The 19,754-nt window shown below is 69.6% G+C and carries 29 protein-coding genes and 1 pseudogene; 28 read left to right on the forward strand and 2 right to left on the reverse strand.

Translation table 11 applies throughout. From position 1 onward, the window contains the following. The first annotated feature begins 2 nt into the window (after positions 1–2). From rplP to truA, 25 genes and pseudogenes are all read left to right on the forward strand, one after another. The gene (gene rplP, locus E0H26_RS07535; protein WP_007465292.1) at positions 3–428 is read left to right on the forward strand and encodes a 50S ribosomal protein L16; all 426 of its coding nucleotides are present in this window, start codon (positions 3–5) and stop codon (positions 426–428) included. Further along, positions 428–664 carry a 50S ribosomal protein L29 gene (gene rpmC, locus E0H26_RS07540; RefSeq protein ID WP_007073028.1) on the forward strand — a complete coding sequence of 79 codons (237 nt, stop codon included), beginning with the start codon at positions 428–430 and terminating at the stop codon, positions 662–664. Before rplP ends, rpmC begins: the two co-directional genes overlap by 1 nt. After that, positions 661–939 (forward strand): 30S ribosomal protein S17, encoded by a 279-nt coding sequence (gene rpsQ / locus E0H26_RS07545; protein WP_131302536.1) that lies wholly within the window; start codon positions 661–663, stop codon positions 937–939. The genes rpmC and rpsQ overlap by 4 nt, the downstream gene beginning before the upstream one ends. Positions 940–1,035: 96 nt before the next feature. Next, a complete protein-coding gene (gene rplN, locus E0H26_RS07550) occupies positions 1,036–1,404 on the forward strand; it encodes a 50S ribosomal protein L14 (RefSeq protein WP_007465279.1) in 369 nt (122 codons plus the stop codon). Continuing rightward, positions 1,401–1,721: a 50S ribosomal protein L24 gene (gene rplX, locus E0H26_RS07555; protein ID WP_012184319.1), complete on the forward strand. Its 321-nt coding sequence runs from the start codon at positions 1,401–1,403 to the stop codon at positions 1,719–1,721. Before rplN ends, rplX begins: the two co-directional genes overlap by 4 nt. Beyond that, a complete protein-coding gene (rplE, locus tag E0H26_RS07560) occupies positions 1,721–2,290 on the forward strand; it encodes a 50S ribosomal protein L5 (RefSeq protein ID WP_131302540.1) in 570 nt (189 codons plus the stop codon). Before rplX ends, rplE begins: the two co-directional genes overlap by 1 nt. 1 nt (position 2,291) lies before the next feature. Then, positions 2,292–2,477, forward strand: a complete 186-nt coding sequence (locus E0H26_RS07565) for a type Z 30S ribosomal protein S14 (RefSeq protein WP_007073023.1) — start codon at positions 2,292–2,294, stop codon at positions 2,475–2,477. 96 nt (positions 2,478–2,573) lie between these two features. Then, entirely contained in the window at positions 2,574–2,981 is a 408-nt protein-coding gene (gene rpsH / locus E0H26_RS07570; RefSeq protein WP_119575437.1) for a 30S ribosomal protein S8, read from the forward strand. Between the two features lie 16 nt (positions 2,982–2,997). Continuing rightward, positions 2,998–3,540 carry a 50S ribosomal protein L6 gene (gene rplF / locus E0H26_RS07575; protein ID WP_131302543.1) on the forward strand — a complete coding sequence of 181 codons (543 nt, stop codon included), beginning with the start codon at positions 2,998–3,000 and terminating at the stop codon, positions 3,538–3,540. Further along, positions 3,537–3,926: a 50S ribosomal protein L18 gene (gene rplR, locus E0H26_RS07580; protein ID WP_131302546.1), complete on the forward strand. Its 390-nt coding sequence runs from the start codon at positions 3,537–3,539 to the stop codon at positions 3,924–3,926. Before rplF ends, rplR begins: the two co-directional genes overlap by 4 nt. A gap of 34 nt (positions 3,927–3,960) precedes the next feature. Beyond that, positions 3,961–4,575, forward strand: coding sequence for a 30S ribosomal protein S5 (rpsE, locus tag E0H26_RS07585; RefSeq protein ID WP_131302645.1), 615 nt, complete (start codon positions 3,961–3,963; stop codon positions 4,573–4,575). After that, positions 4,575–4,757, forward strand: a complete 183-nt coding sequence (rpmD, locus tag E0H26_RS07590; protein ID WP_111215551.1) for a 50S ribosomal protein L30 — start codon at positions 4,575–4,577, stop codon at positions 4,755–4,757. The genes rpsE and rpmD overlap by 1 nt, the downstream gene beginning before the upstream one ends. Further along, complete coding sequence (rplO, locus tag E0H26_RS07595) at positions 4,757–5,200, forward strand: 50S ribosomal protein L15 (RefSeq protein WP_131302548.1); 444 nt, start codon at positions 4,757–4,759, stop codon at positions 5,198–5,200. Before rpmD ends, rplO begins: the two co-directional genes overlap by 1 nt. Before the next feature lie 233 nt (positions 5,201–5,433). Beyond that, the gene (secY, locus tag E0H26_RS07600; RefSeq protein ID WP_131302550.1) at positions 5,434–6,759 is read left to right on the forward strand and encodes a preprotein translocase subunit SecY; all 1,326 of its coding nucleotides are present in this window, start codon (positions 5,434–5,436) and stop codon (positions 6,757–6,759) included. After that, positions 6,760–7,413, forward strand: coding sequence for an adenylate kinase (locus E0H26_RS07605; protein ID WP_131302552.1), 654 nt, complete (start codon positions 6,760–6,762; stop codon positions 7,411–7,413). Between the two features lie 94 nt (positions 7,414–7,507). Next, positions 7,508–8,359, forward strand: coding sequence for a type I methionyl aminopeptidase (gene map / locus E0H26_RS07610; RefSeq protein WP_131302554.1), 852 nt, complete (start codon positions 7,508–7,510; stop codon positions 8,357–8,359). Positions 8,360–8,526: 167 nt separating this feature from the next. Continuing rightward, positions 8,527–9,096, forward strand: a pseudogene (locus E0H26_RS07615) (DUF1707 SHOCT-like domain-containing protein); the annotation flags it as partial. 411 nt (positions 9,097–9,507) lie between these two features. Then, on the forward strand, positions 9,508–9,729 hold the full coding sequence (gene infA / locus E0H26_RS07620) for a translation initiation factor IF-1 (protein ID WP_007073013.1): 222 nt from the start codon (positions 9,508–9,510) through the stop codon (positions 9,727–9,729). A gap of 90 nt (positions 9,730–9,819) precedes the next feature. Next, complete coding sequence (gene rpmJ / locus E0H26_RS07625; protein WP_012184307.1) at positions 9,820–9,933, forward strand: 50S ribosomal protein L36; 114 nt, start codon at positions 9,820–9,822, stop codon at positions 9,931–9,933. A 269-nt stretch (positions 9,934–10,202) separates the two neighbouring features. Then, entirely contained in the window at positions 10,203–10,583 is a 381-nt protein-coding gene (gene rpsM, locus E0H26_RS07630) for a 30S ribosomal protein S13 (RefSeq protein WP_013735933.1), read from the forward strand. A gap of 132 nt (positions 10,584–10,715) precedes the next feature. Next, positions 10,716–11,123: a 30S ribosomal protein S11 gene (gene rpsK, locus E0H26_RS07635; RefSeq protein ID WP_007073011.1), complete on the forward strand. Its 408-nt coding sequence runs from the start codon at positions 10,716–10,718 to the stop codon at positions 11,121–11,123. Positions 11,124–11,137: 14 nt separating this feature from the next. Continuing rightward, positions 11,138–11,764 carry a 30S ribosomal protein S4 gene (gene rpsD, locus E0H26_RS07640; RefSeq protein WP_131302556.1) on the forward strand — a complete coding sequence of 209 codons (627 nt, stop codon included), beginning with the start codon at positions 11,138–11,140 and terminating at the stop codon, positions 11,762–11,764. Positions 11,765–11,862: 98 nt separating this feature from the next. Next, the gene (locus tag E0H26_RS07645) at positions 11,863–12,885 is read left to right on the forward strand and encodes a DNA-directed RNA polymerase subunit alpha (RefSeq protein WP_013735931.1); all 1,023 of its coding nucleotides are present in this window, start codon (positions 11,863–11,865) and stop codon (positions 12,883–12,885) included. 34 nt (positions 12,886–12,919) lie between these two features. Further along, a complete protein-coding gene (gene rplQ, locus E0H26_RS07650; protein WP_131302558.1) occupies positions 12,920–13,480 on the forward strand; it encodes a 50S ribosomal protein L17 in 561 nt (186 codons plus the stop codon). A gap of 69 nt (positions 13,481–13,549) precedes the next feature. Continuing rightward, positions 13,550–14,380, forward strand: coding sequence for a tRNA pseudouridine(38-40) synthase TruA (gene truA, locus E0H26_RS07655; RefSeq protein WP_131302560.1), 831 nt, complete (start codon positions 13,550–13,552; stop codon positions 14,378–14,380). Positions 14,381–14,462: 82 nt separating this feature from the next. On the opposite strand, the gene E0H26_RS07660 is transcribed toward truA, so the two are convergent. Beyond that, positions 14,463–15,587, reverse strand: a complete 1,125-nt coding sequence (locus E0H26_RS07660; RefSeq protein ID WP_131302562.1) for a hypothetical protein — start codon at positions 15,585–15,587, stop codon at positions 14,463–14,465. Positions 15,588–15,715: 128 nt separating this feature from the next. Between E0H26_RS07660 and E0H26_RS07665 the strand changes: the two genes are divergently transcribed. From E0H26_RS07665 to E0H26_RS07675, 3 genes are all read left to right on the forward strand, one after another. Next, a complete protein-coding gene (locus E0H26_RS07665; protein ID WP_131302564.1) occupies positions 15,716–16,321 on the forward strand; it encodes a class I SAM-dependent methyltransferase in 606 nt (201 codons plus the stop codon). A 56-nt stretch (positions 16,322–16,377) separates the two neighbouring features. Next, a complete protein-coding gene (locus E0H26_RS07670; protein ID WP_131302566.1) occupies positions 16,378–18,066 on the forward strand; it encodes an ABC-F family ATP-binding cassette domain-containing protein in 1,689 nt (562 codons plus the stop codon). A gap of 64 nt (positions 18,067–18,130) precedes the next feature. Beyond that, positions 18,131–19,084 carry an aldo/keto reductase gene (locus E0H26_RS07675; RefSeq protein ID WP_131302649.1) on the forward strand — a complete coding sequence of 318 codons (954 nt, stop codon included), beginning with the start codon at positions 18,131–18,133 and terminating at the stop codon, positions 19,082–19,084. Between the two features lie 70 nt (positions 19,085–19,154). Here the strand turns inward: E0H26_RS07675 and E0H26_RS07680 are convergent, their stop codons facing one another. Continuing rightward, positions 19,155–19,703, reverse strand: coding sequence for a hypothetical protein (locus E0H26_RS07680; RefSeq protein ID WP_131302568.1), 549 nt, complete (start codon positions 19,701–19,703; stop codon positions 19,155–19,157). Positions 19,704–19,754 lie beyond the last annotated feature (51 nt).

Consider the following 19,754-nt stretch of genomic DNA (forward strand, 5'->3'; position numbering starts at 1 on the left):
AGATGCTGATGCCGCGCAAGCCCCCGAAGGGCTTCCGCAAGCCGCACCACCCGGACCGTAGCGGCGCGTCCAAGGGCGGCAACCGGGTGGTGTTCGGCGAGTTCGGGATCCAGGCTCTCGAGCCGGCGTACGTGACCAACCGGCAGATCGAGTCGGCACGTATCGCGATGACCCGGCACATCAAGCGTGGCGGCAAGGTCTGGATCACCATCTTCCCGGACCAGGCCCTCACCAAGAAGCCGGCGGAAACCCGGATGGGTTCCGGTAAGGGCTCGCCCGAGTGGTGGGTCGCCAACGTTAAGCCGGGGCGGGTTCTCTTCGAGATGTCCTTCCCCAACGAGCAGATCGCGCGAGAGGCGATGCGTCGCGCGATCCACAAGCTCCCGATGAAGTGCCGCATTGTTACGCGCGAAGTGGGTGAATCCTGATGGCAGCGGGCGTTAAGGCCTCCGAGCTGCGTGAGCTCTCCGAGGAGGAGCTGGTCACGAAGCTGCGCGAGGCCAAGGCGGAGCTGTTCAACCTCCGCGTACAGGCCGCAACCGGGCAGCTGGACAACAACCGGCGGCTGCAGGTCATCCGTCGGGAGATCGCCCGGATCTACACGATCATGCGTGAGCGTGAGCTGGGGCTCTCGGCCGCGCCGACTGAGGTGACTGCTTCATGAGCGAGAACACGACCGCCACCCAGCAGCGGGGCCGCCGCAAGGTCCGCGAGGGCCTCGTGGTCAGCGACAAGATGGAAAAGACCGTCGTGGTCGAGGTCGAGGACCGGGTCAAGCACGCGCTGTACGGCAAGATCATGCGCCGGACCAGCAAGCTCAAGGTCCACGACGAGCAGAACTCCGCCGGCATCGGCGACCGGGTCCTGATCATGGAGACCCGGCCGCTGTCCGCCACCAAGCGGTGGCGGCTCGTGGAGATCCTCGAGAAGGCCAAGTAGCGAAGGCTCGAGCTCGGCCGAGATCGGTCGGGCGCAGGTTCCGCCAGGCTCCGGCCGCCCCGGCGGCCGGAGAACCGGCAGACATAGGAGATAGACGTGATTCAGCAGGAGTCGCGACTGCGCGTCGCCGACAACACGGGTGCCCGGGAGATCCTGTGCATCCGAGTTCTCGGTGGCTCCGGTCGGCGCTACGCGAGCATCGGCGACGTCATCGTCGCCACCGTCAAGGACGCGATCCCCGGTGCTGGTGTGAAGAAGGGCGACGTCGTGAAGGCGGTCGTCGTCCGCACCGCCAAGGAGAGGCGCCGGCCGGACGGTTCGTACATCCGCTTCGACGAGAACGCCGCCGTCATCATCAAGGACGGCGGGGACCCGCGTGGCACCCGTATCTTCGGCCCGGTCGGTCGTGAGCTGCGGGACAAGCGGTTCATGAAGATCATTTCTCTCGCGCCGGAGGTGTTGTGACCGTGAAGGTCAAGAAGGGCGACACGGTCGTCGTCATCGCCGGCAAGGACAAGGGTGCCAAGGGCAAGGTCATCGCGGCCTACCCGCGGCAGGACAAGGTCCTGGTCGAGGGCGTGAACCGGGTCAAGAAGCACACTCGCATCAGCACCACCCAGCGTGGCGCCAAGACCGGTGGCATCGTCACCCAGGAAGCCCCGATCCACGTCTCGAACGTGATGGTCGTGGACTCCGACGGCAAGCCGACCCGCGTCGGTTACCGGATCGACGAAAACGGCCAGAAGGTCCGCATCGCGCGTAGCACCGGTAAGGACCTGTGATGACCACGGCTACCGAAACCAAGACCATGCCGCGCCTCAAGGAGCGGTACCGCAACGAGATCATCGCCAAGCTGCGCGAGCAGGGCGACTACGGCAACCCGATGCAGGTGCCGCGGCTGGTGAAGATCGTCGTGAACATGGGTGTCGGCGAGGCCGCTCGGGACGCCAAGCTCATCGACGGCGCGGTCCGCGACCTGGCCACGATCACCGGCCAGAAGCCGCAGGTCCGGCGGGCGACGAAGTCCATCGCGCAGTTCAAGCTGCGCGAGGGTATGCCGATCGGCGCGAAGGTGACCCTGCGCGGCGACCGGATGTGGGAGTTCCTGGACCGGCTGCTGTCCATCGCGCTGCCGCGTATCCGTGACTTCCGCGGCCTGGACGGGCGCAAGCTCGACGGGCACGGCAACTACACGTTCGGTCTGACCGAGCAGTCGGTGTTCCACGAGATCGACCAGGACAAGATCGATCGCCAGCGGGGCATGGACATCACGGTGGTCACGACCGCCACGACCGACGACGAGGGCCGGGCGCTGCTCAAGCTCCTGGGCTTCCCGTTCAAGGAGAACTGAGATGGCCAAGAAGGCGCTGATCCTCAAGGCGGCCGCGAAGCCGAAGTTCTCGGTTCGCGCGTACACCCGCTGCCAGCGGTGCGGGCGTCCCAAGGCGGTCTACCGCAAGTTCGGGCTCTGCCGGGTGTGCATCCGGGAGATGGCCCACCGCGGTGAACTGCCCGGCGTGTCCAAGGCTTCCTGGTAATAGCCCGGCCGCGCTCCGCGCGATAGCTGGACTGTCTCTTCGCCGTAGGCCTGCGCGAGTCGCGGGAACCCCGGCGAGAAAGGTTGACGAGTTTTCATGACGATGACCGACCCGATCGCAGACATGCTCACGCGTCTGCGTAACGCCAACCAGGCGTACCACGACCGGGTGACGATGCCCTACTCGAAGATCAAGGCGAACATCGCCGAGGTCCTCAAGACCGAGGGTTACATCGCCACCTGGGCAGTCGAGGAGCCCGAGGAGGGCGCCGTCGGCAAGCGACTGGTCGTCGAGCTGAAGTACGGCCAGAACCGGGAGCGGAGCCTGGCCGGCATCAAGCGCGTCTCCAAGCCCGGTCTGCGGGTTTACGCCAAGTCGGACGGGCTCCCGCGGGTGCTCGGCGGGCTGGGCGTGGCGATCATTTCGACGTCCCAGGGGCTGCTCACCGACCGGCAGGCCCGCAAGCGGAGCGTTGGCGGGGAAGTCCTCGCCTTCGTCTGGTAACGGGAGACAGGTAGAAATGTCGCGTATTGGACGTAAGTCGATCCCGGTGCCGTCCGGCGTCGACGTGACGATCGACGGCCAGACCGTGAAGGTCAAGGGCCCCAAGGGCGAGCTGTCGCACACTCTGGCCGAGCCGATCTCCATCGAGCGGGCCGAGGACGGGCAGCTGAGCGTCAACCGCCCGAACGACGAGCGCAAGGCCAAGGAACTGCACGGCTTGAGCCGTACCCTGGTCGCCAACATGATCGTCGGGGTCACCGAGGGCTACCGCAAGAGCCTGGAGATCTCCGGCACCGGTTACCGGGTCACCGCCAAGGGCAAGGATCTCGAGTTCGCGCTCGGGTTCTCGCACCCGGTGACGGTGCCCGCGCCCGACGGCATCACCTTCACGGTGGAGAAGCCGACGTTGTTCCACGTGGCCGGCATCGACAAGCAGCAGGTCGGTGAGGTCGCCGCCAACATCCGGAAGATTCGCCCGCCGGAGCCCTACAAGGGCAAGGGCGTCAAGTACCAGGGTGAAGTCATCCGACGTAAGGCCGGAAAGGCAGGTAAGAAGTGAGCGCCACGCTGCTCAAGCGCCGCCGCGGCGTCGCCGCCAAGCGTGCCGTCGGGCGTGCGCGTCGGCACTTCCGGGTCCGCAAGAGCGTCAGCGGTACGCCCGAGCGTCCGCGCCTGGTCGTCACCCGTTCGCTGCGGCACATCGTCGCCCAGATCGTGGACGACACCAAGGGGCACACCCTGGCGTCGGCCTCGACCCTGGACGCCTCGGTCCGCGGCACGGAGGGCGACAAGAGCGCCCTGGCCGGCAAGGTCGGCACCCTGCTCGCCGAGCGGGCCAAGGCCGCTGGCGTGTCCAAGGTCGTCTTCGACCGCGGTGGCAACCGGTACGCGGGGCGGGTCGCCGCGCTTGCCGACGCTGCCCGCGAAGCCGGGCTCGAGTTCTGACAATCCCCGTCACGAGAGAAAAGGAAGGCTGCTGATGCCAGGTCAACAGCGCCGTGGCGGCGGGTCCGGTGGCAACGAGGGTGGTCGCCGCGACAACCGCCGTGAGGGCGGCCGCGGAAACGCGCCCGCCGAGAAGACCCCGCACCTTGAGCGGGTCGTCGCGATCAACCGTGTCGCCAAGGTCGTGAAGGGTGGTCGTCGCTTCAGCTTCACCGCCCTCGTGATCGTGGGCGACGGCGACGGCACCGTGGGCGTGGGCTACGGAAAGGCCAAGGAGGTGCCCGCGGCTATCGCCAAGGGTGTCGAGGAGGCCAAGAAGCACTTCTTCAAGGTGCCGCGGATCGGCTCCTCGATCCCGCACCCGGTGCAGGGCGAGGACGCTGCCGGTGTGGTGCTGCTCAAGCCGGCCTCGGCCGGTACGGGCGTCATCGCCGGTGGTCCGGTTCGTGCCGTGCTGGAGTGCGCGGGCATCCACGACGTGCTCTCCAAGAGCCTCGGGTCGTCGAACCCGATCAACATCGTGCACGCCACCGTGGCTGCGCTGAAGGGGCTGGAGTCCCCCGAGGCCGTCGCGGCGCGTCGGGGCCTGCCGGTGGAGGACGTCGCTCCGGCCGCCATGCTGGCCTCGCGGGCGGGGGTGGCTTCCTGATGGCACGGCTGAAGGTCACCCAGGTCCGTTCCGAGATCGGGACCAAGCACAACCAGCGTGAGTCGCTGCGTTCGCTCGGTCTCAAGCGGATCAACGACGTGGTGGTCAAGGAGGACCGGCCCGAGATTCGCGGCATGATCTTCGCGGTCAACCACCTCGTGAAGGTCGAGGAGGTCGAGTAATGACGATCAAGGTCCACCACCTGCGTCCGGCGCCGGGGGCCAAGACCGCGAAGACCCGTGTGGGTCGTGGTGAGGGCTCCAAGGGCAAGACCGCCGGTCGCGGTACCAAGGGTTCCAAGGCCCGGAAGAACATCTCGGCGGCGTTCGAGGGTGGGCAGATGCCCATCCACATGCGCCTGCCGAAGCTCAAGGGCTTCAAGAACAAGTTCAAGGTGGTCTTCCAGGTGGTAAACCTGGACCGTCTGGCTGAGCTGTTCCCCAACGGTGGCCAGGTCGGCCCGGCCGAGTTGGTCGAGGCCGGCGCGGTCCGCAAGGGCCAGCCGATCAAGGTCCTCGGTTCCGGGGACCTGGGTGGTGTCTCGCTCCAGGTCTCGGCGCACGCTTTCAGCGCGTCGGCCAAGGAGAAGATCACCGCCGCCGGCGGCGCGGTCACAGAGCTGTAAGCTGCACAAACGCATGGCGCCCGCCAGTTGATCCCAGCTGGCGGGCGCCGTGGTCTACGACGGGCGTGTGCGCCCGGTAACATCGGATTCGGTTTATGTAGCCGGGCACATCTGCCCGGACCGGGATCGGGCTGTTAGAGTCCCTTCCCAGCCATGGATATCGGGCACCTGCCCGGCACCCACCCCGATCCGCCAGGGATGCCCGGCGGCCCGCCTCGCGCAGGAGGAAGAAGTTGCTGTCCGCCTTTCTCAGTGCGTTCCGTACGCCTGACCTGCGCAAGAAGCTGCTGTTCACAGTAGGCATCATCGCGATCTATCGGCTTGGCGCCACCCTGCCCAGCCCAGGTGTCTCGTACGGCAACGTGCAGAAGTGCCTCGACACCATCGAGGGCTCGACCGGGGTGCTGAACCTGCTCGACCTCTTCTCGGGCGGTGCGCTGCTCCAGCTGTCGGTCTTCGCGCTGGGCATCATGCCCTACATCACCGCGTCGATCATCCTGCAGCTGCTGACAGTGGTGATCCCCCGGCTTGAGCAGCTCCGTAAGGAGGGCCAGGCCGGCCAGGCGAAGATCACCCAGTACACCCGTTACCTGACCCTGGGGCTCGGCGTTCTGCAGGCCTCGGCGTTCGTGGCGCTGGCCCGCTCCGGCCAGCTGTTCAACAACCAGTGCGACGAGTTCCCGATCATCCCGCAGGGCACCGGCATCCCGGACTGGCTGACGCTGTCCGTCCTGGTGATGACGATGACCGCCGGCACCGGTGTGGTCATGTGGCTCGGTGAGCTGATCACCGACCGCGGCGTCGGCAACGGCATGTCCGTCCTGATCTTCACCTCGATCGCCGCCCGGCTGCCCAGCGAGGGCTGGCGGATCAAGGAGAGCCAGGGCTGGTTCAAGTTCTTCCTCGTCATCGCCCTGGTGCTGGTGGTCATCACTGCGGTCACCTTCATCGAGCAGGCCCAGCGCCGCATCCCGGTGCAGTACGCCAAGCGCATGATCGGCCGGCGGATGTACGGCGGCACCTCGACCTACATCCCGCTGAAGGTCAACCAGGCGGGTGTCATCCCGGTCATCTTCGGTTCGTCGCTGCTCTACCTGCCGCAGCTGGCCCTCCAGTTCTTCGACCAGAACAACCCGGGCAAGACCCAGGCGTGGATCCAGAACAACCTGGTCGACCCGACCAGCCCGATCTACATCGCGGTCTACTTCCTGCTGATCATCTTCTTCACGTACTTCTACGTCTCGATCACGTTCAACCCGACCGAGGTCGCGGACAACATGAAGAAGTACGGCGGCTTCGTGCCGGGCATCCGCCCCGGCAAGCCCACCGCCGACTACCTGGACTTCATCCTCAGCCGCATCACCCTGCCGGGGGCGCTGTACCTCGCGATCATCTCGATCCTGCCGAACTTCTTCTTCATCTGGCTGGACCGGCAGCAGTACCTCAACTTCCCGTTCGGCGGCACCGCTGTTCTGATCATGGTCGGTGTGGCTCTCGAAACCAGCAAGCAGATCGAGAGCCAACTCATGCAGCGGAACTACGAAGGGTTCCTGCGGTAGATGAGACTGGTTCTGGTTGGCCCGCCGGGCGCGGGCAAGGGCACGCAGGCCGAGTTCATCGCCGCGCACCTGTCGGTGCCGAAGATCTCGACCGGCGACATCTTCCGGGCCAACGTGTCGCAGGGCACGCCGCTGGGCGTCGAGGCCAAGCGGTACATGGACGCCGGCAAGCTGGTGCCGGACGAGGTCACCATCAACATGGTGCGGGACCGGCTCGCCGAGCCGGACGCCGCCGAGGGCTTCCTGCTCGACGGCTTCCCCCGCACCACCCCGCAGGCTGCGGCGCTGGACAAGCTCCTCGCTGACCTGGGGACGGCGCTGGACATCGTGCTCGAACTGGTGGTCGACGACGATGAGGTGATCCGGCGGCTGTCCGGCCGGCGCACCTGCCGGGGCTGCGGGAAGATCTGGCACGTCGAGTTCGACCCGACTTCCGGGGACGGCATCTGCGACCGCTGCGGGGCCGAGCTGTTCCAGCGCGACGACGACAAGCCGGAGACCATCGCCGCCCGCCTGCGGGAGTACGCGGAGAAGACCGCGCCGCTGGTGGACTACTACGGTGCTCAGGGCAAGCTGGTCGGCATCGACGCGACGGGCCCGGTGGAGGACGTCACGGTCCGCGCGATCGATGCCCTGCGGTCCTACGGAGGCTGACCGGCGTCGGCTGACGGCCGGCCGGATAGAGTGCGAACAGCGGGGTACGCTCGGCGTGCCCCGCTGTTTTGTGGCAACGAAAGGTAGCGGCTCGATGCGTCGTCCCCAGCTGGACATCCAGCTGAAAACTCCCGAGCAGATCGAGAAGATGCGCGCCGCCGGCCTGGTGGTCGCGGAGGCGTTGCGTCGGATGCGGGAGGCGGTCGCGCCCGGGGTGACCACGGCCGACCTGGACGCGATCGCCGAGTCCACGATCCGCGAGGCCGGCGCGGTGCCCTCCTTCAAGGGCTACCACGGCTTTCCGGCGTCGATCTGCTCGTCGGTCAACGAGCAGATCGTGCACGCCATCCCCTCGCCCGAGCAGGCGCTGGCCGCAGGTGACCTGATCTCGATCGACTGCGGCGCGGTGCTCGACGGCTGGCATGGCGACGCGGCGATCACCGTCGGCGTGGGCGAGGTCGACCCGGCGCTGCTGCGGATGGCGAAGGTCGCCGAGGACGCCATGTGGGCCGGCATCGCCGCCGCTGCCCGGGGCGCGGCCAGCGGTAAGGGCCGGTTGACCGACATCTCGCACGCCGTGGAGAACGCCGTACGCAAGGCGGGCCGGTACGGCATCGTCGACGGCTACGGCGGCCACGGCATCGGCACCGAGATGCACCAGGACCCGCACGTGCTCAACCACGGCCGGCCGGGCAAGGGTCCCCGGTTGGTGCCGGGCATGGCGCTGGCCATCGAGCCGATGATCACCATGGGTTCACCGCGTACCGTCGAGTTGGCCGACGGCTGGACGGTGGTGACCAGGGACGGGTCGCGTGCGGCGCACGTCGAGCACACGATGGCGCTGCTGCCGGACGGGGTCTGGGTGCTGACCGCCCCGGACGGCGGGCGAGCGCGCCTGGGTGGCCTCGTCACCGCCCGCCAGCCGAGCAACTCACCCGCTGTCTGAGCCCGTCCGGGCCGGGCGGGCGAACGGGCGAGCTGCGTGGTGCCGCTCGCGGGTGCGTACACCAGCGGCCAGGTGGCGGCGGGGGCATCCAGCGACCCTTGATCCTCGCCGCGTCGCCGACCTGGCAGCGCGATGGCATGCTTGCCGGTATGGAACGGCGCGACGACATGCGAGCAGCGGACGCAGACCGGCAGGTCGTCGCCGAACGGCTCCGGGTCGCCCTGGACGAGGGCCGGCTCGATCTGCACGAGTACGACGAGCGGCTGCAAGGGGCCTATGCGGCGCGTACCTATGCCGAGTTGGACGCCCTGGTGGGTGATCTGCCCGCTGCGGGTGCGCTGGCGCCGACTGCGGGCGTGGCCCCTACCCAGCGTTCGGGTGGGGTGCCGGCTGAGCGGACGGGCGCGGAGCCGGCACCGGCACTGTCCGCTGGTGGGCGGGGTGTGACCGCGCGCTGGCTGGCCGAGGTCTGGGAGCCGTGGCTGCGGGTCGTCGGCATCCTGGTGGCGATCTGGGCGGTCACCTCGCTGGCCGCCGGCGAGTTGCTCTACTTCTGGCCGGGTTGGGTGGCCGGTCCCTGGGGTGCGGTGGTCCTGGTCGGCACGATCAGCGGCCTGGCCAGCGGCGAGCCTCAGCGGTCGGCGGCGCAGCAGGAGCGGCGCCGGCAGCGGCGGGCGGAGAAGAAGGCGCTCAAGCGCGAGCGTAAGGCCCGCCGCGACCAGGGCGAGGTGGGCCCGGCCGAGGCCACCGAGGGCTCCGCCGCAGGCGGCGGGTCCGGGGTGCGGGCCGGCGACGACCGTGGGGTACCCGAGGGGATGGATGGCCGGGCCGAGGTGCCGGGTCGAGAGGGTGACGCGGATTACCAGGCGGCCGAACCCGGGCTCGCGGAGCAACGGCGATATCCTGACCGGGACGCCTGAACGTCACGTTTGTCGTAGCCTTCCGGGCTTGCTGGCCGGTCGGTTTGGCGACGGCGTGCTGGCGGGCGTACACTTTCTGATCGGCGCACAGCGTCCACTCCGCCATGCCCACCAGCGCTTCGGTGGGACGCGGAGCCGCGGCTGGCGCGGGAAATCTGATCTTGATCAGGCACCCGTGTAAGACGTTGTGAGCCGTCCGGAGCAACCGACGTCAGGACAGCGGAGGACATGCCGAAAAAAGACGGAGCCATCGAGATCGAAGGTCGGGTCATCGAGCCCCTGCCGAACGCCATGTTCCGGGTGGAGCTCGCCAACGGCCACAAGGTGCTGGCTCACATCAGCGGCAAGATGCGGCAGCACTACATCCGCATCCTGCCGGAGGATCGGGTCGTCGTCGAGCTCTCGCCGTACGACCTGACCCGCGGGCGCATCGTCTACCGCTACAAGTAATCCTGACGACGGCCGGGAACGTCCCGTGTCCGTCTTCGACGTCCGGTGTCGCGCCTCGTGGCGCCGGGCCAGATGGGAAGTAAGGCAACCGTGAAGGTCAAGCCGAGCGTCAAGAGGATCTGCAACAAGTGCCGGGTGATCCGCCGGCACGGCCGGGTCATGGTCATCTGCACCGACCCGCGCCACAAGCAGCGCCAGGGCTGAGTCGTCACGGCCGACCGGGCAACCGACGGTCGGTCGAGGCGCGTCCGGGCCGCAGATCCAGCCAGCACATCACACATGCTCGTCCCAGCCGCGAGCGGTGCGCAGCGCGTACTTTCTCGTGGTTGACCCCCGGTCGGAGGCCGGGGCCTGCTTGGGCAGCGACCGATCCCGGTCGCCGGCGCACGACGCGCCGGAGGAGACGGGGTGGTCGGTAGCAGGGTGGGACGGGTCCACACCTCCGCGAGAAACCACAAGGAGTACGCCCACAGATGGCACGTCTAGTCGGCGTCGACCTCCCCCGCGAAAAGCGGCTGGAGATCGCGCTCACCTACATCTTCGGCGTGGGTCGCACCCGCGCCCTGGAGACGCTCGCTGCCACCGGCATCTCGCCGGACAAGCGCGCCCGGGACCTCACGGACGAGGAGCTGGTCCAGCTCCGGGACCACATCGAGGCCAACTACAAGGTTGAAGGCGACCTGCGCCGCGAGGTCGCCGCTGACATCCGCCGCAAGGTCGAGATCGGCTGCTACGAGGGCATCCGGCACCGCCGGGGCCTGCCCGTCCGTGGCCAGCGGACCCGTACCAACGCCCGGACCCGCAAGGGCCCGAAGCGGACGGTCGCCGGCAAGAAGAAGCCCGGCAAGAAGTAGTAGTTCTTAAACCGGAATTCTGGTCGTTCTCCGCCGAGGTGGGCCGGGCTCCAACCGGAACCGGTGCCCATCGAATCAACGGGGCGAAGAGCCAGAACCCGACCGAGAACCAATTCAGGAGCGCACAGACTTATGCCACCGAAGGCTCGTGCCGGAGCCGCTGTAAAGAAGGTCCGGCGCAAGGAACGCAAGAACGTCGCCCACGGGCAGGCGCATATCAAGAGCACCTTCAACAACACCATCGTGTCCATCACGGACCCGACCGGTGCCGTCATCTCCTGGGCCTCCGCGGGCCAGGTCGGCTTCAAGGGCTCCCGCAAGTCGACCCCGTTCGCCGCGCAGCTGGCCGCCGAGGCCGCCGCGCGTCGGGCCATGGAGCACGGCATGCGCAAGGTCGACGTGTTCGTCAAGGGTCCCGGCTCCGGCCGGGAGACCGCCATCCGTTCGTTGCAGGCGGTGGGCCTGGAGGTCGGGCAGATCTCCGACGTCACCCCGCAGCCGCACAACGGATGCCGTCCGCCGAAGCGTCGCCGGGTCTGAGAGGTTAGAGAGAGATGGCTCGTTACACCGGTGCTGACTGCCGCCGTTGCCGGCGGGAGAAGATGAAGCTGTTCCTCAAGGGCAGCAAGTGCGATGGTCCGAAGTGCCCGTTCGAGTCCCGGCCGTTCCCGCCCGGGCAGCACGGCCGCGGCCGCACCAAGGAGACGGAGTACCTGCTCCAGCTCCGTGAGAAGCAGAAGGCGCGTCGGGTCTACGGCGTGCTGGAGAAGCAGTTCCGCGGTTACTACGAGGAGGCCGTGGCCAAGCAGGCCAAGACCGGTGAGGTCCTCCTGCAGATCCTCGAATCGCGGCTGGACAACGTGGTCTACCGGGCTGGCTACGCCAAGTCCCGGGACATGGCCCGTCAGCTGGTCAAGCACGGTCACTTCACGGTGAACGGCAAGAAGGTCGACATCCCGTCGTTCCGGGTCAGCGCGCACGACATCATCGAGGTGCGTGCCAAGAGCAAGGAAATCACCCCGTTCCTGGTGGCGCAGGGTGAGGCCGGCTCGCGGACCGTCCCGGCGTGGCTGGAGGCGATCCCGAGCCAGCTGAAGATCCTCGTGCACTCGCTCCCGGCCCGCCAGGTGATCGACACCCAGGTCCAGGAGCAGCTGATCGTCGAGCTCTACTCCAAGTAGAAGCTCGTTGCGGTGGCCCGCCCCGGCCGGGGCGGGCCACCGGAACAGTTTGTGTCGTGGGCGTCATATGGCGGGCGCCCCGGAAGAGAAGAGAAGACATGCTCATCAGCCAGCGACCGACCCTCTCCGAGGAGTCGATCAACGAGACCCGGTCCCGGTTCACCATCGAGCCGCTGGAGCCGGGCTTCGGCTACACCCTGGGCAACTCGCTGCGGCGTACGCTGCTGTCGTCCATCCCGGGTGCGGCGGTCACCTCGATCAAGATCGACGGTGTGCTGCACGAGTTCACCACGATCCCCGGCGTCAAGGAGGACGTGGTCGAGCTCGTCATGAACATCAAGGAGCTCTGCGTCAGCTCCGAGCACGACGAGCCGGTCAGCATGTACCTGCGCAAGCAGGGCCCGGGCGACGTGACCGCCGGTGACATCCAGCCTCCGGCCGGTGTCTCGGTGCACAACCCGGACCTGAAGCTCGCCACCCTCAACGGCAAGGGCCGGCTCGACATGGAGCTGACCGTCGAGCGGGGTCGTGGCTACGTCACGGCGGCGCAGAACAAGCAGGCGGGTGCGGAGATCGGCCGGATTCCGGTCGACTCGATCTACTCGCCGGTGCTCAAGGTGACGTACCGCGTCGAGGCGACCCGTGTCGAGCAGCGGACCGACTTCGACCGGCTGATCATCGACGTCGAGACCAAGCCGTCGATGGGCCCGCGTACCGCGCTGGCCTCGGCCGGTTCGACGCTGGTGGAGCTGTTCGGGCTGGCCCGGGAGCTGGACGAGACGGCGGAGGGCATCGACATCGGCCCGTCCCCGCAGGACGCGCAGCTGGCGGCGGACCTGGCCCTGCCGATCGAGGAGCTGGACCTGACCGTCCGCTCCTACAACTGCCTCAAGCGCGAGGGCATCAACTCCGTTGGTGAGCTCATCGGGCGTACCGAGGCCGACCTTCTCGACATCCGCAACTTCGGCCAGAAGTCGATCGACGAGGTCAAGATGAAGCTCGCCGGGATGGGTCTGGGGCTGAAGGACTCGGCTCCGAACTTCGACCCGGCGCACGTCGTGGACGCCTTCGGCGAGGCCGACTACGACACCGACGACTACCGCGAGACCGAGCAGCTCTAGTCCGCGCTGCCGCCACACCTGAGGAGCACCAAGCATGCCCACGCCCACCAAGGGCCCCCGCCTCGGCGGCAGCCCCGCGCACGAGCGGCTGATGCTGGCCAACCTGGCCACCGCGCTGTTCCAGCACGGCAAGATCAAGACCACCGAGACCAAGGCCCGGCGGCTGCGCCCGCTCGCCGAGCAGCTCATCACCAAGGCCAAGCGGGGCGACCTCGCCTCGCGTCGGCGGGTGGCGGGTGTGGTCAAGGACAAGGACGTGGTCTACTCCCTGTTCGACCAGATCGCGCCGCGGTACGCCACCCGCAACGGCGGCTACACCCGGATCGTGAAGACCGGCCCGCGCAAGGGTGACAACGCGCCGATGGCGATCATCGAGCTGGTCGAGGAGCTGCAGGTCACCGAGCCGACGGCGAACCGCAAGACCGCCGCCCGCAAGGCCGCCCAGCAGGACAAGGTCGAGGCGCTGGCCCCGGCCGAGGAGACCCCGGCCGCCCGGTCGGCCGACCAGGATGCCGAGGCTCCGGTGTCGGCGTCCGGTGACACGGCCGCTGCCCGCGAGGACAGCGACCTGGCCACCGAGGAAGGCAAGGCCTGATCCAGGCTGTTGTCGGGCCCGGCATCCCTCACGGGGTGCCGGGCCCGACTCGTCCCTAGGAGGTACGACGTGGACGAGCGGATCCGGCTCCGGCTGGATGTCGCGTACGACGGCGGGGACTTCTCCGGCTGGGCCGCCCAGCCGGATCGCCGTACCGTCGCCGGGGTGCTGGTCGAGAAGCTGGACCTGGTGCTCGGCGCCGGCACCGCGACCGGGCTGACGGTGGCCGGGCGCACCGACGCCGGGGTGCACGCCTCCGGGCAGGTCTGCCACCTCGATCTGCCGGTGCAGGTGTGGCGGACGCACGAGGGCGGGTTGCTGCGCCGGCTGGCCCGGTTGCTGCCGGGCGACGTACGGGTCCGCGCGATGACCGAGGTACCGGCCACCTTCGACGCCCGCTTCTCGGCGACCTTCCGGCGGTACGAGTACCGGGTGACCGACGCCCCGTGGGGGGCCGAGCCGCTGCGCCGGCACGAGGTCCTGGCCTGGCCGCGCCCGTTGGACCTGGATCGGCTCGCCGCCGCCTCGGCCGGGCTGGTGGGGGAGCACGACTTCGCCGCGTACTGCCGGCGCAAGGAGAACGCGACCACGCTGCGGGAGATGACCCGGCTGGACTGGCGGCGTGACCCGGACGGCCTCCTGGTCGCCACCGTGCAGGCCGACGCGTTCTGCCAGGCGATGGTGCGTAGCCTGGTCGGTGCCATGCTCGTCGTCGGGGACGGCCGCCGGCCGGTGGAGTGGCCGACGGGTCTGCTCAGCCGGCGGGAGCGGTCCAGTGAGGTGAGTGTGGCGCCGGCACACGGGTTGACCCTGGTGGCGGTGGGCTACCCGGAGGATCCCGCCGAGTACGCCCGCCGCGCCGAGGCGACCCGGCGGTTGCGGGTGCCGGCCGACGCCTGACGAACCTGTCGACGGGGGTGTACGACGACGCGGGGACCGGGCGCTGCGCCTGGTCCCCGCGTGCTGTCCGTGTCGGACCGGTTCAGTTACCGGTGGACTCGTCCTGACTGCCGGTGCTGTCGTTGGGTGTCGGGGTCGGCTGGTTGGCGATGCCGCCGTTGGCCCGTCGCTCCAGCACCTCGCGGTTCAGGTGCATTTCGAGCATGTCGTAGAGGATCTCGCGGACGACGGTGTCGCCGGAGCGGATGGTGGCGCCGTCGGCCCGGGTGACCAACGCGTACGCGACGTAGTGGCCGCGTACCTGCCAGCCGACGCGGGCCGGGGCGGTGGTGACGACCTCGGTGCCGTCGCCTGCCGCCATACCGCGGAAACGGCCCTGCCGTTCGTCGAGCACCTGGCGGATCCGGTCCCGGGCCCGGTCCGCGCTGGACCGGTCGGTCAGGTTGAACAGTCCGGCGGTGACCAGGTGCTCCTGGTCGGGGGTCCGGAGGGTGGCCCGGACGACCTGGCTGCACCCGAGCCGGACGAGCAGATCCGCGACCTCGCCGGTGGCAGCCACCGGGCAACTCGCGCTCGACTGGGTGCGCAGCACCTCGTACCCACTCTGGCCGCCACCGATCGCCAGGTTACTGCCGGGGAAGACCTCCCGGGCGGTCAGCGGCGCCTGGTCGGTGTCGCGGGAGTCGAGGTCGCTCGCCTGGGCCGGGTCGGTGTCCCGGGTGGTTTCGGGCGCGGTGCTCGGCGCCGCCTGCTGGCCGATCAGCTGCCTGCCGTCGATCAGCGTCGCGGCGGTCAGGCCACAGAGGGCGAGCAGCACCAGCGCGGCGGCACCACTGATCAGCAGCTGCCAGACCCGACCGCCGCCACGGCGTGGTCGTGGCGGCGTGGCGGCCGGCTCCTGCGGCGGCGGAGGTGCGGCGACCGGCGTCGGATCGAACTGCTCCGGTGGCGGGGGGTCATAGCGGGGGACCGGCTCCGGCGGGGCGGGGTCGTGGCGGGGCGGCTCCTGGGGTGGCGGGGGAGCGGCTGCGGACGCCGCCATCGAGGGCAGCATCAGTTGGTTGGGCCGCGGCAGCGACGGTGTGGGGAAGCGCGACGGCGACGGCCCGGCCTTGGCAGGACCGGTCGTGGGTGTTGGCTGCCCCTCGGACTCGCCCTCCCGGTACGGGGCGTAGGCGTCCTCATCGGAGTCGTACCGATAAACCATGCCGTCCAGACTAGGGATGTTTAACCCTTTAGTAGGTAATTTGGGAAAAACGCACCGGTTGATCGTGTCGAGTCTGCCAAGGACTCCGTCCCGCCGGGGCGATCTGGTCCGGTGCGAGAATGGCCGGCGTGACCGGGGACCATTACTTCACCACCGCACCGAGCGCATCCGCCCAGCCGCGCGAGGTGCAGTTCACCATCGCCGGCCGCGACTTCACCCTGGCCTCGGCGGCCGGGGTGTTCTCGGCGACCCGCCTCGACCCCGGCACCGCGGTGCTGCTGCGCAAGGCCGAGCTGCCGCCGGCCGCGACCGGCGGCGCCCTGCTCGACCTGGGCTGCGGCTTCGGCCCGATCGGCTGCGTACTCGCGACCGTCGCGCCGACGGCGACAGTGTGGGCGGTGGACGTCAACGAGCGGGCCCGGGAACTCACCGCCGCCAACGCGGCCCGGCTCGGCCTCGCCGACCGGATGCGGGTGGCGGCGCCCGAAGAGGTTCCCGCCGATCTCCGCTTCGCCCAGATCTGGTCGAACCCGCCCATCCGCGTCGGCAAGGACGAGCTGCACCAACTGTTGCTGCACTGGCTGCCCCGGCTGGCCCCGGACGGGGTGGCCTGGCTGGTGGTCGGCCGTCACCTCGGCGGCGACTCGCTGCACCGCTGGCTGACCGAGCAGGGCTGGCAGGTCGGGCGGCACGCCAGCCAGAAGGGCTTCCGGGTGCTGCGCGTCACCCGGTGACCCCCCGCTGGAGCTAATAGGTTGGCCGACCGGCCCGGCTCGGGCAGGATGCCCGCGTGGGATACGTGGACGTGGCGACGGTCGGGTACGTCCTGCCGGACGGGCGGGAACTCTTCGCCGACGTGTCGTTCCGGGTCGGTGAGGGCGCCAAGGTGGCGCTGGTCGGACCGAACGGCGCCGGCAAGACGACGTTGCTGCGGATGGTCGCCGGTGACCTACCGGTGCGCACCGGCACCATCGCGCGGACCGGCGGCCTCGGCGTGATGCGTCAGTTCATCGGCATGATCGGTGACGAGTCCACGCTGGCCGACCTGGCCCTGTCGCTGGCCCCGCCACCGCTTCGCGACGCCGGCCGCCGGCTGGCCGAGACCGAGGCGGCCATGCGCGCGGCCGAGCTGCGCGGCAAGTACAGCACCGCCGCCGGCAAGGCCCAACTGGCGTACGCGGACGCGCTGGCGGCCTGGGGCGAGGCCGGCGGGTACGACGCCGAGGTGCTCTTCGACACCGTCGCCACCATCGTCCTCGACCTGCCCTGGGACGCGGCGCGACAGCGGCCGGTACGCACCCTCTCCGGCGGTCAGCAGAAGCGGTTCGCGCTCGAACTGCTGCTGCGCGGCCCCGACGAGGTGCTGCTGCTCGACGAACCGGACAACTTCCTCGACGTACCCGGCAAACGCTGGCTGGAGGCCCGGTTGCGGGAGTCCAGCAAGTCGGTGCTCTACGTCTCGCACGACCGGGAGCTGCTGGCGCACACCGCCGACCGGGTGGTCGCCGTGGAGGGTGGCAGCGCCTGGGTGCACCCGGGTGGCTTCGCCAGCTGGCACTCCGCCCGGGTGGCCCGGCACGACCGTCTCGACGAGCTGCGCAAGCGGTGGGACGAGGAGCACGAGAAGCTGCGCGAGCTGATGCTGATGTACAAGCAGAAGGCCGCGTACAACTCGGGAATGGCTTCGCGGTACCAGGCCGCGCAGACCCGGCTGCGCAAGTTCGAGGAGGCCGGGCCGCCGCCCGTACCGCCGAAGGACCAGGACATCCGGATGCGGCTGACCGGTGGCCGTACCGGCAAACGGGCGTTGGTCTGTGAGCAACTGGAGCTCGACGGCCTGACCTACCCGTTCGACCTGGAGGTCTGGTACGGCGACCGGGTCGCGGTGCTCGGTGCCAACGGCACCGGCAAGTCGCACTTCCTGCGCCTGCTGGCCCGGGGCGGAACGGATCCGGACCCGGCGAACGGCCCGGTCGACGGGGCGGCGGCGCTCGCCCCGGTGGCGCACGACGGGGTGGCCCGGCTCGGCGCCCGGGTACGTCCCGGGCACTTCTCGCAGACCCACGACCGGCCCGAGCTGATGGCCAAGACGCTGGTCGAGGTGCTCTGGCGGGGCGACGAGCACCGGGCCGGCATGGACCGGCACGCGGCGATGGCCGCGCTCAGCCGGTACGAACTGGCCGGCCAGGGTGACCAGCGCTTCGGCAGCCTCTCCGGTGGACAGCAGGCGCGTTTCCTGGTGCTGCTGCTGGAACTGTCCGGGGCGACCCTGCTGCTGCTCGACGAGCCGACGGACAACCTCGACCTGGCCTCGGCCGAGGCGCTGGAGGCCGGCCTGGCTGCCTTCTCCGGCACGGTGGTCGCGGTGACCCACGACCGCTGGTTCACCCGGACCTTCGACCGGTTCCTGCTGTTCCGCGGCGACGGCGAGGTGGTGGAGACCGAAGAACCGGTGTGGGACGTGGCTGGCCGAGCGTGACCGTGGGATGTCACTGACCGCCCGGCCGTCAACGGCGCGGCATATGGTTGATCTCGTGACTGAAATGACCTATCGCCGGCTGGGCGACTCCGGGCTCGTGGTGTCCGTCGTGGGGATCGGCTGCAACAACTTCGGCCGCAAACTCGACCTCGACGGCACCCGCACGGTGGTCGACGCCGCCCTCGACGTCGGGATCAACTTCTTCGACACCGCCGACATCTACGGCGAGCCGCACGGGGCGTCGGAGGCACAGCTCGGTGCGGCCCTCAAGGGGCGCCGGGACGACGTGGTGGTGGCGACCAAGTTCGGCATGTCGATGAGTGGCGGCAACGGGCGGGACTTCGGGGTACGCGGCTCGCGGCGGTACGTGATCCGGGCGGTGGAGGCGTCGCTGCGCCGGCTGGACACCGACTACATCGACCTGTACCAGTTCCACGAGCCCGACCCGGGCACCCCGATCGACGAGACGCTCGCCGCCCTGGACGACCTGGTCCGCGCCGGCAAGGTGCGCTACCTGGGCAACTCCAACTTCGCCGGCTGGCAGATCGCCGACGCCGACTGGACGGCGAAGACCCGTGGACTGAGCCGGTTCATCAGCGCGCAGAACCACTACAGCCTGCTCAACCGGGACGCCGAGATCGAGGTGCTGCCCGCCTGCGAACGGTTCGGGCTCGGCATGCTGCCGTTCTTCCCGCTGGCCAACGGGCTGCTCACCGGCAAGTACCAGCGTGGCGAGGCCCCGCCCGCGGGCAGCCGGCTGGCCGGCGGCGGCCGGTACGCCCAACGGCTCGCCGCTGCCGACTGGGACACCATCGAGGCCATCGAGGCGTACGCCGCCGAGCGGGGCGTACCCGTGCTCAACGTGGCCATCGGCGGGCTGGCCGCGCAACCGTCGGTGACCTCGGTCATCGCTGGTGCGACCACGGCCGAGCAGGTCCGCGCCAACGCGGCAGCCGGCTCCTGGCAGCCCAGCGCCGCCGATCTCAAGGCGCTCCGCGAGGTGCTCGACCGCCGATAGTCCGGGCCGCTGCGGCCCGGAACCCGCAACGGCCCGGCACGCGACGCGTGCCGGGCCGTTGCGTTCTGCTCTAGGGCCGGCTGCGACGCCGGCCCAGCAGCGGCGCGGTCAGCGCCACGACGACGAGCGCGGCGACGCCGATCCCCACCGCCCACCACCAACCGGGTGCCTCCGCGTCGGCGGTGGAGCGGTCCGCCCGGGCCGGTTCCGCGTCCCGGGTTTCCGCGACGGGGGCCAGCGCCGGAGTTTGCGCCACCCGCGCCTGCACCTGCGCGGAAGCCGCGCCGGTGTACGGCGCGGGTGCCTTCACCCGCACCTTCCACTCGCCGGGGGAGAGGATCGGGCCGGTGGTGTAGAAGCCCTGGCCCTCGGCGGCCGGTTCCAGTTGCACCGGGCCGACCGTGCGCCCCTGCGCCCCGGTGGCGGTGAGGACCAACCGGACCACCGTGTCCAGTTGGTGCCCGTCGGCGTACGTCGCCTGGATGGTCACCCCGTCGGCACCGTCACCGGCCACCGTCAACTTGAGTTTGTCGCCGTGTGCCACGGCCGGGGTCGCGGAGAGGACCGCCAGGAGCAGTCCGGTGAGCACGGCGGTGACCGCCGTCCGGATACGCGGCACAGGTGCCTCCTCACTTCGATGGAGCGGGGCCCCGCCCGGACGATGCCGGAC

Source organism: Micromonospora zingiberis (genome assembly GCF_004331455.1).
GTDB classification, from domain to species: domain Bacteria; phylum Actinomycetota; class Actinomycetes; order Mycobacteriales; family Micromonosporaceae; genus Micromonospora; species Micromonospora zingiberis.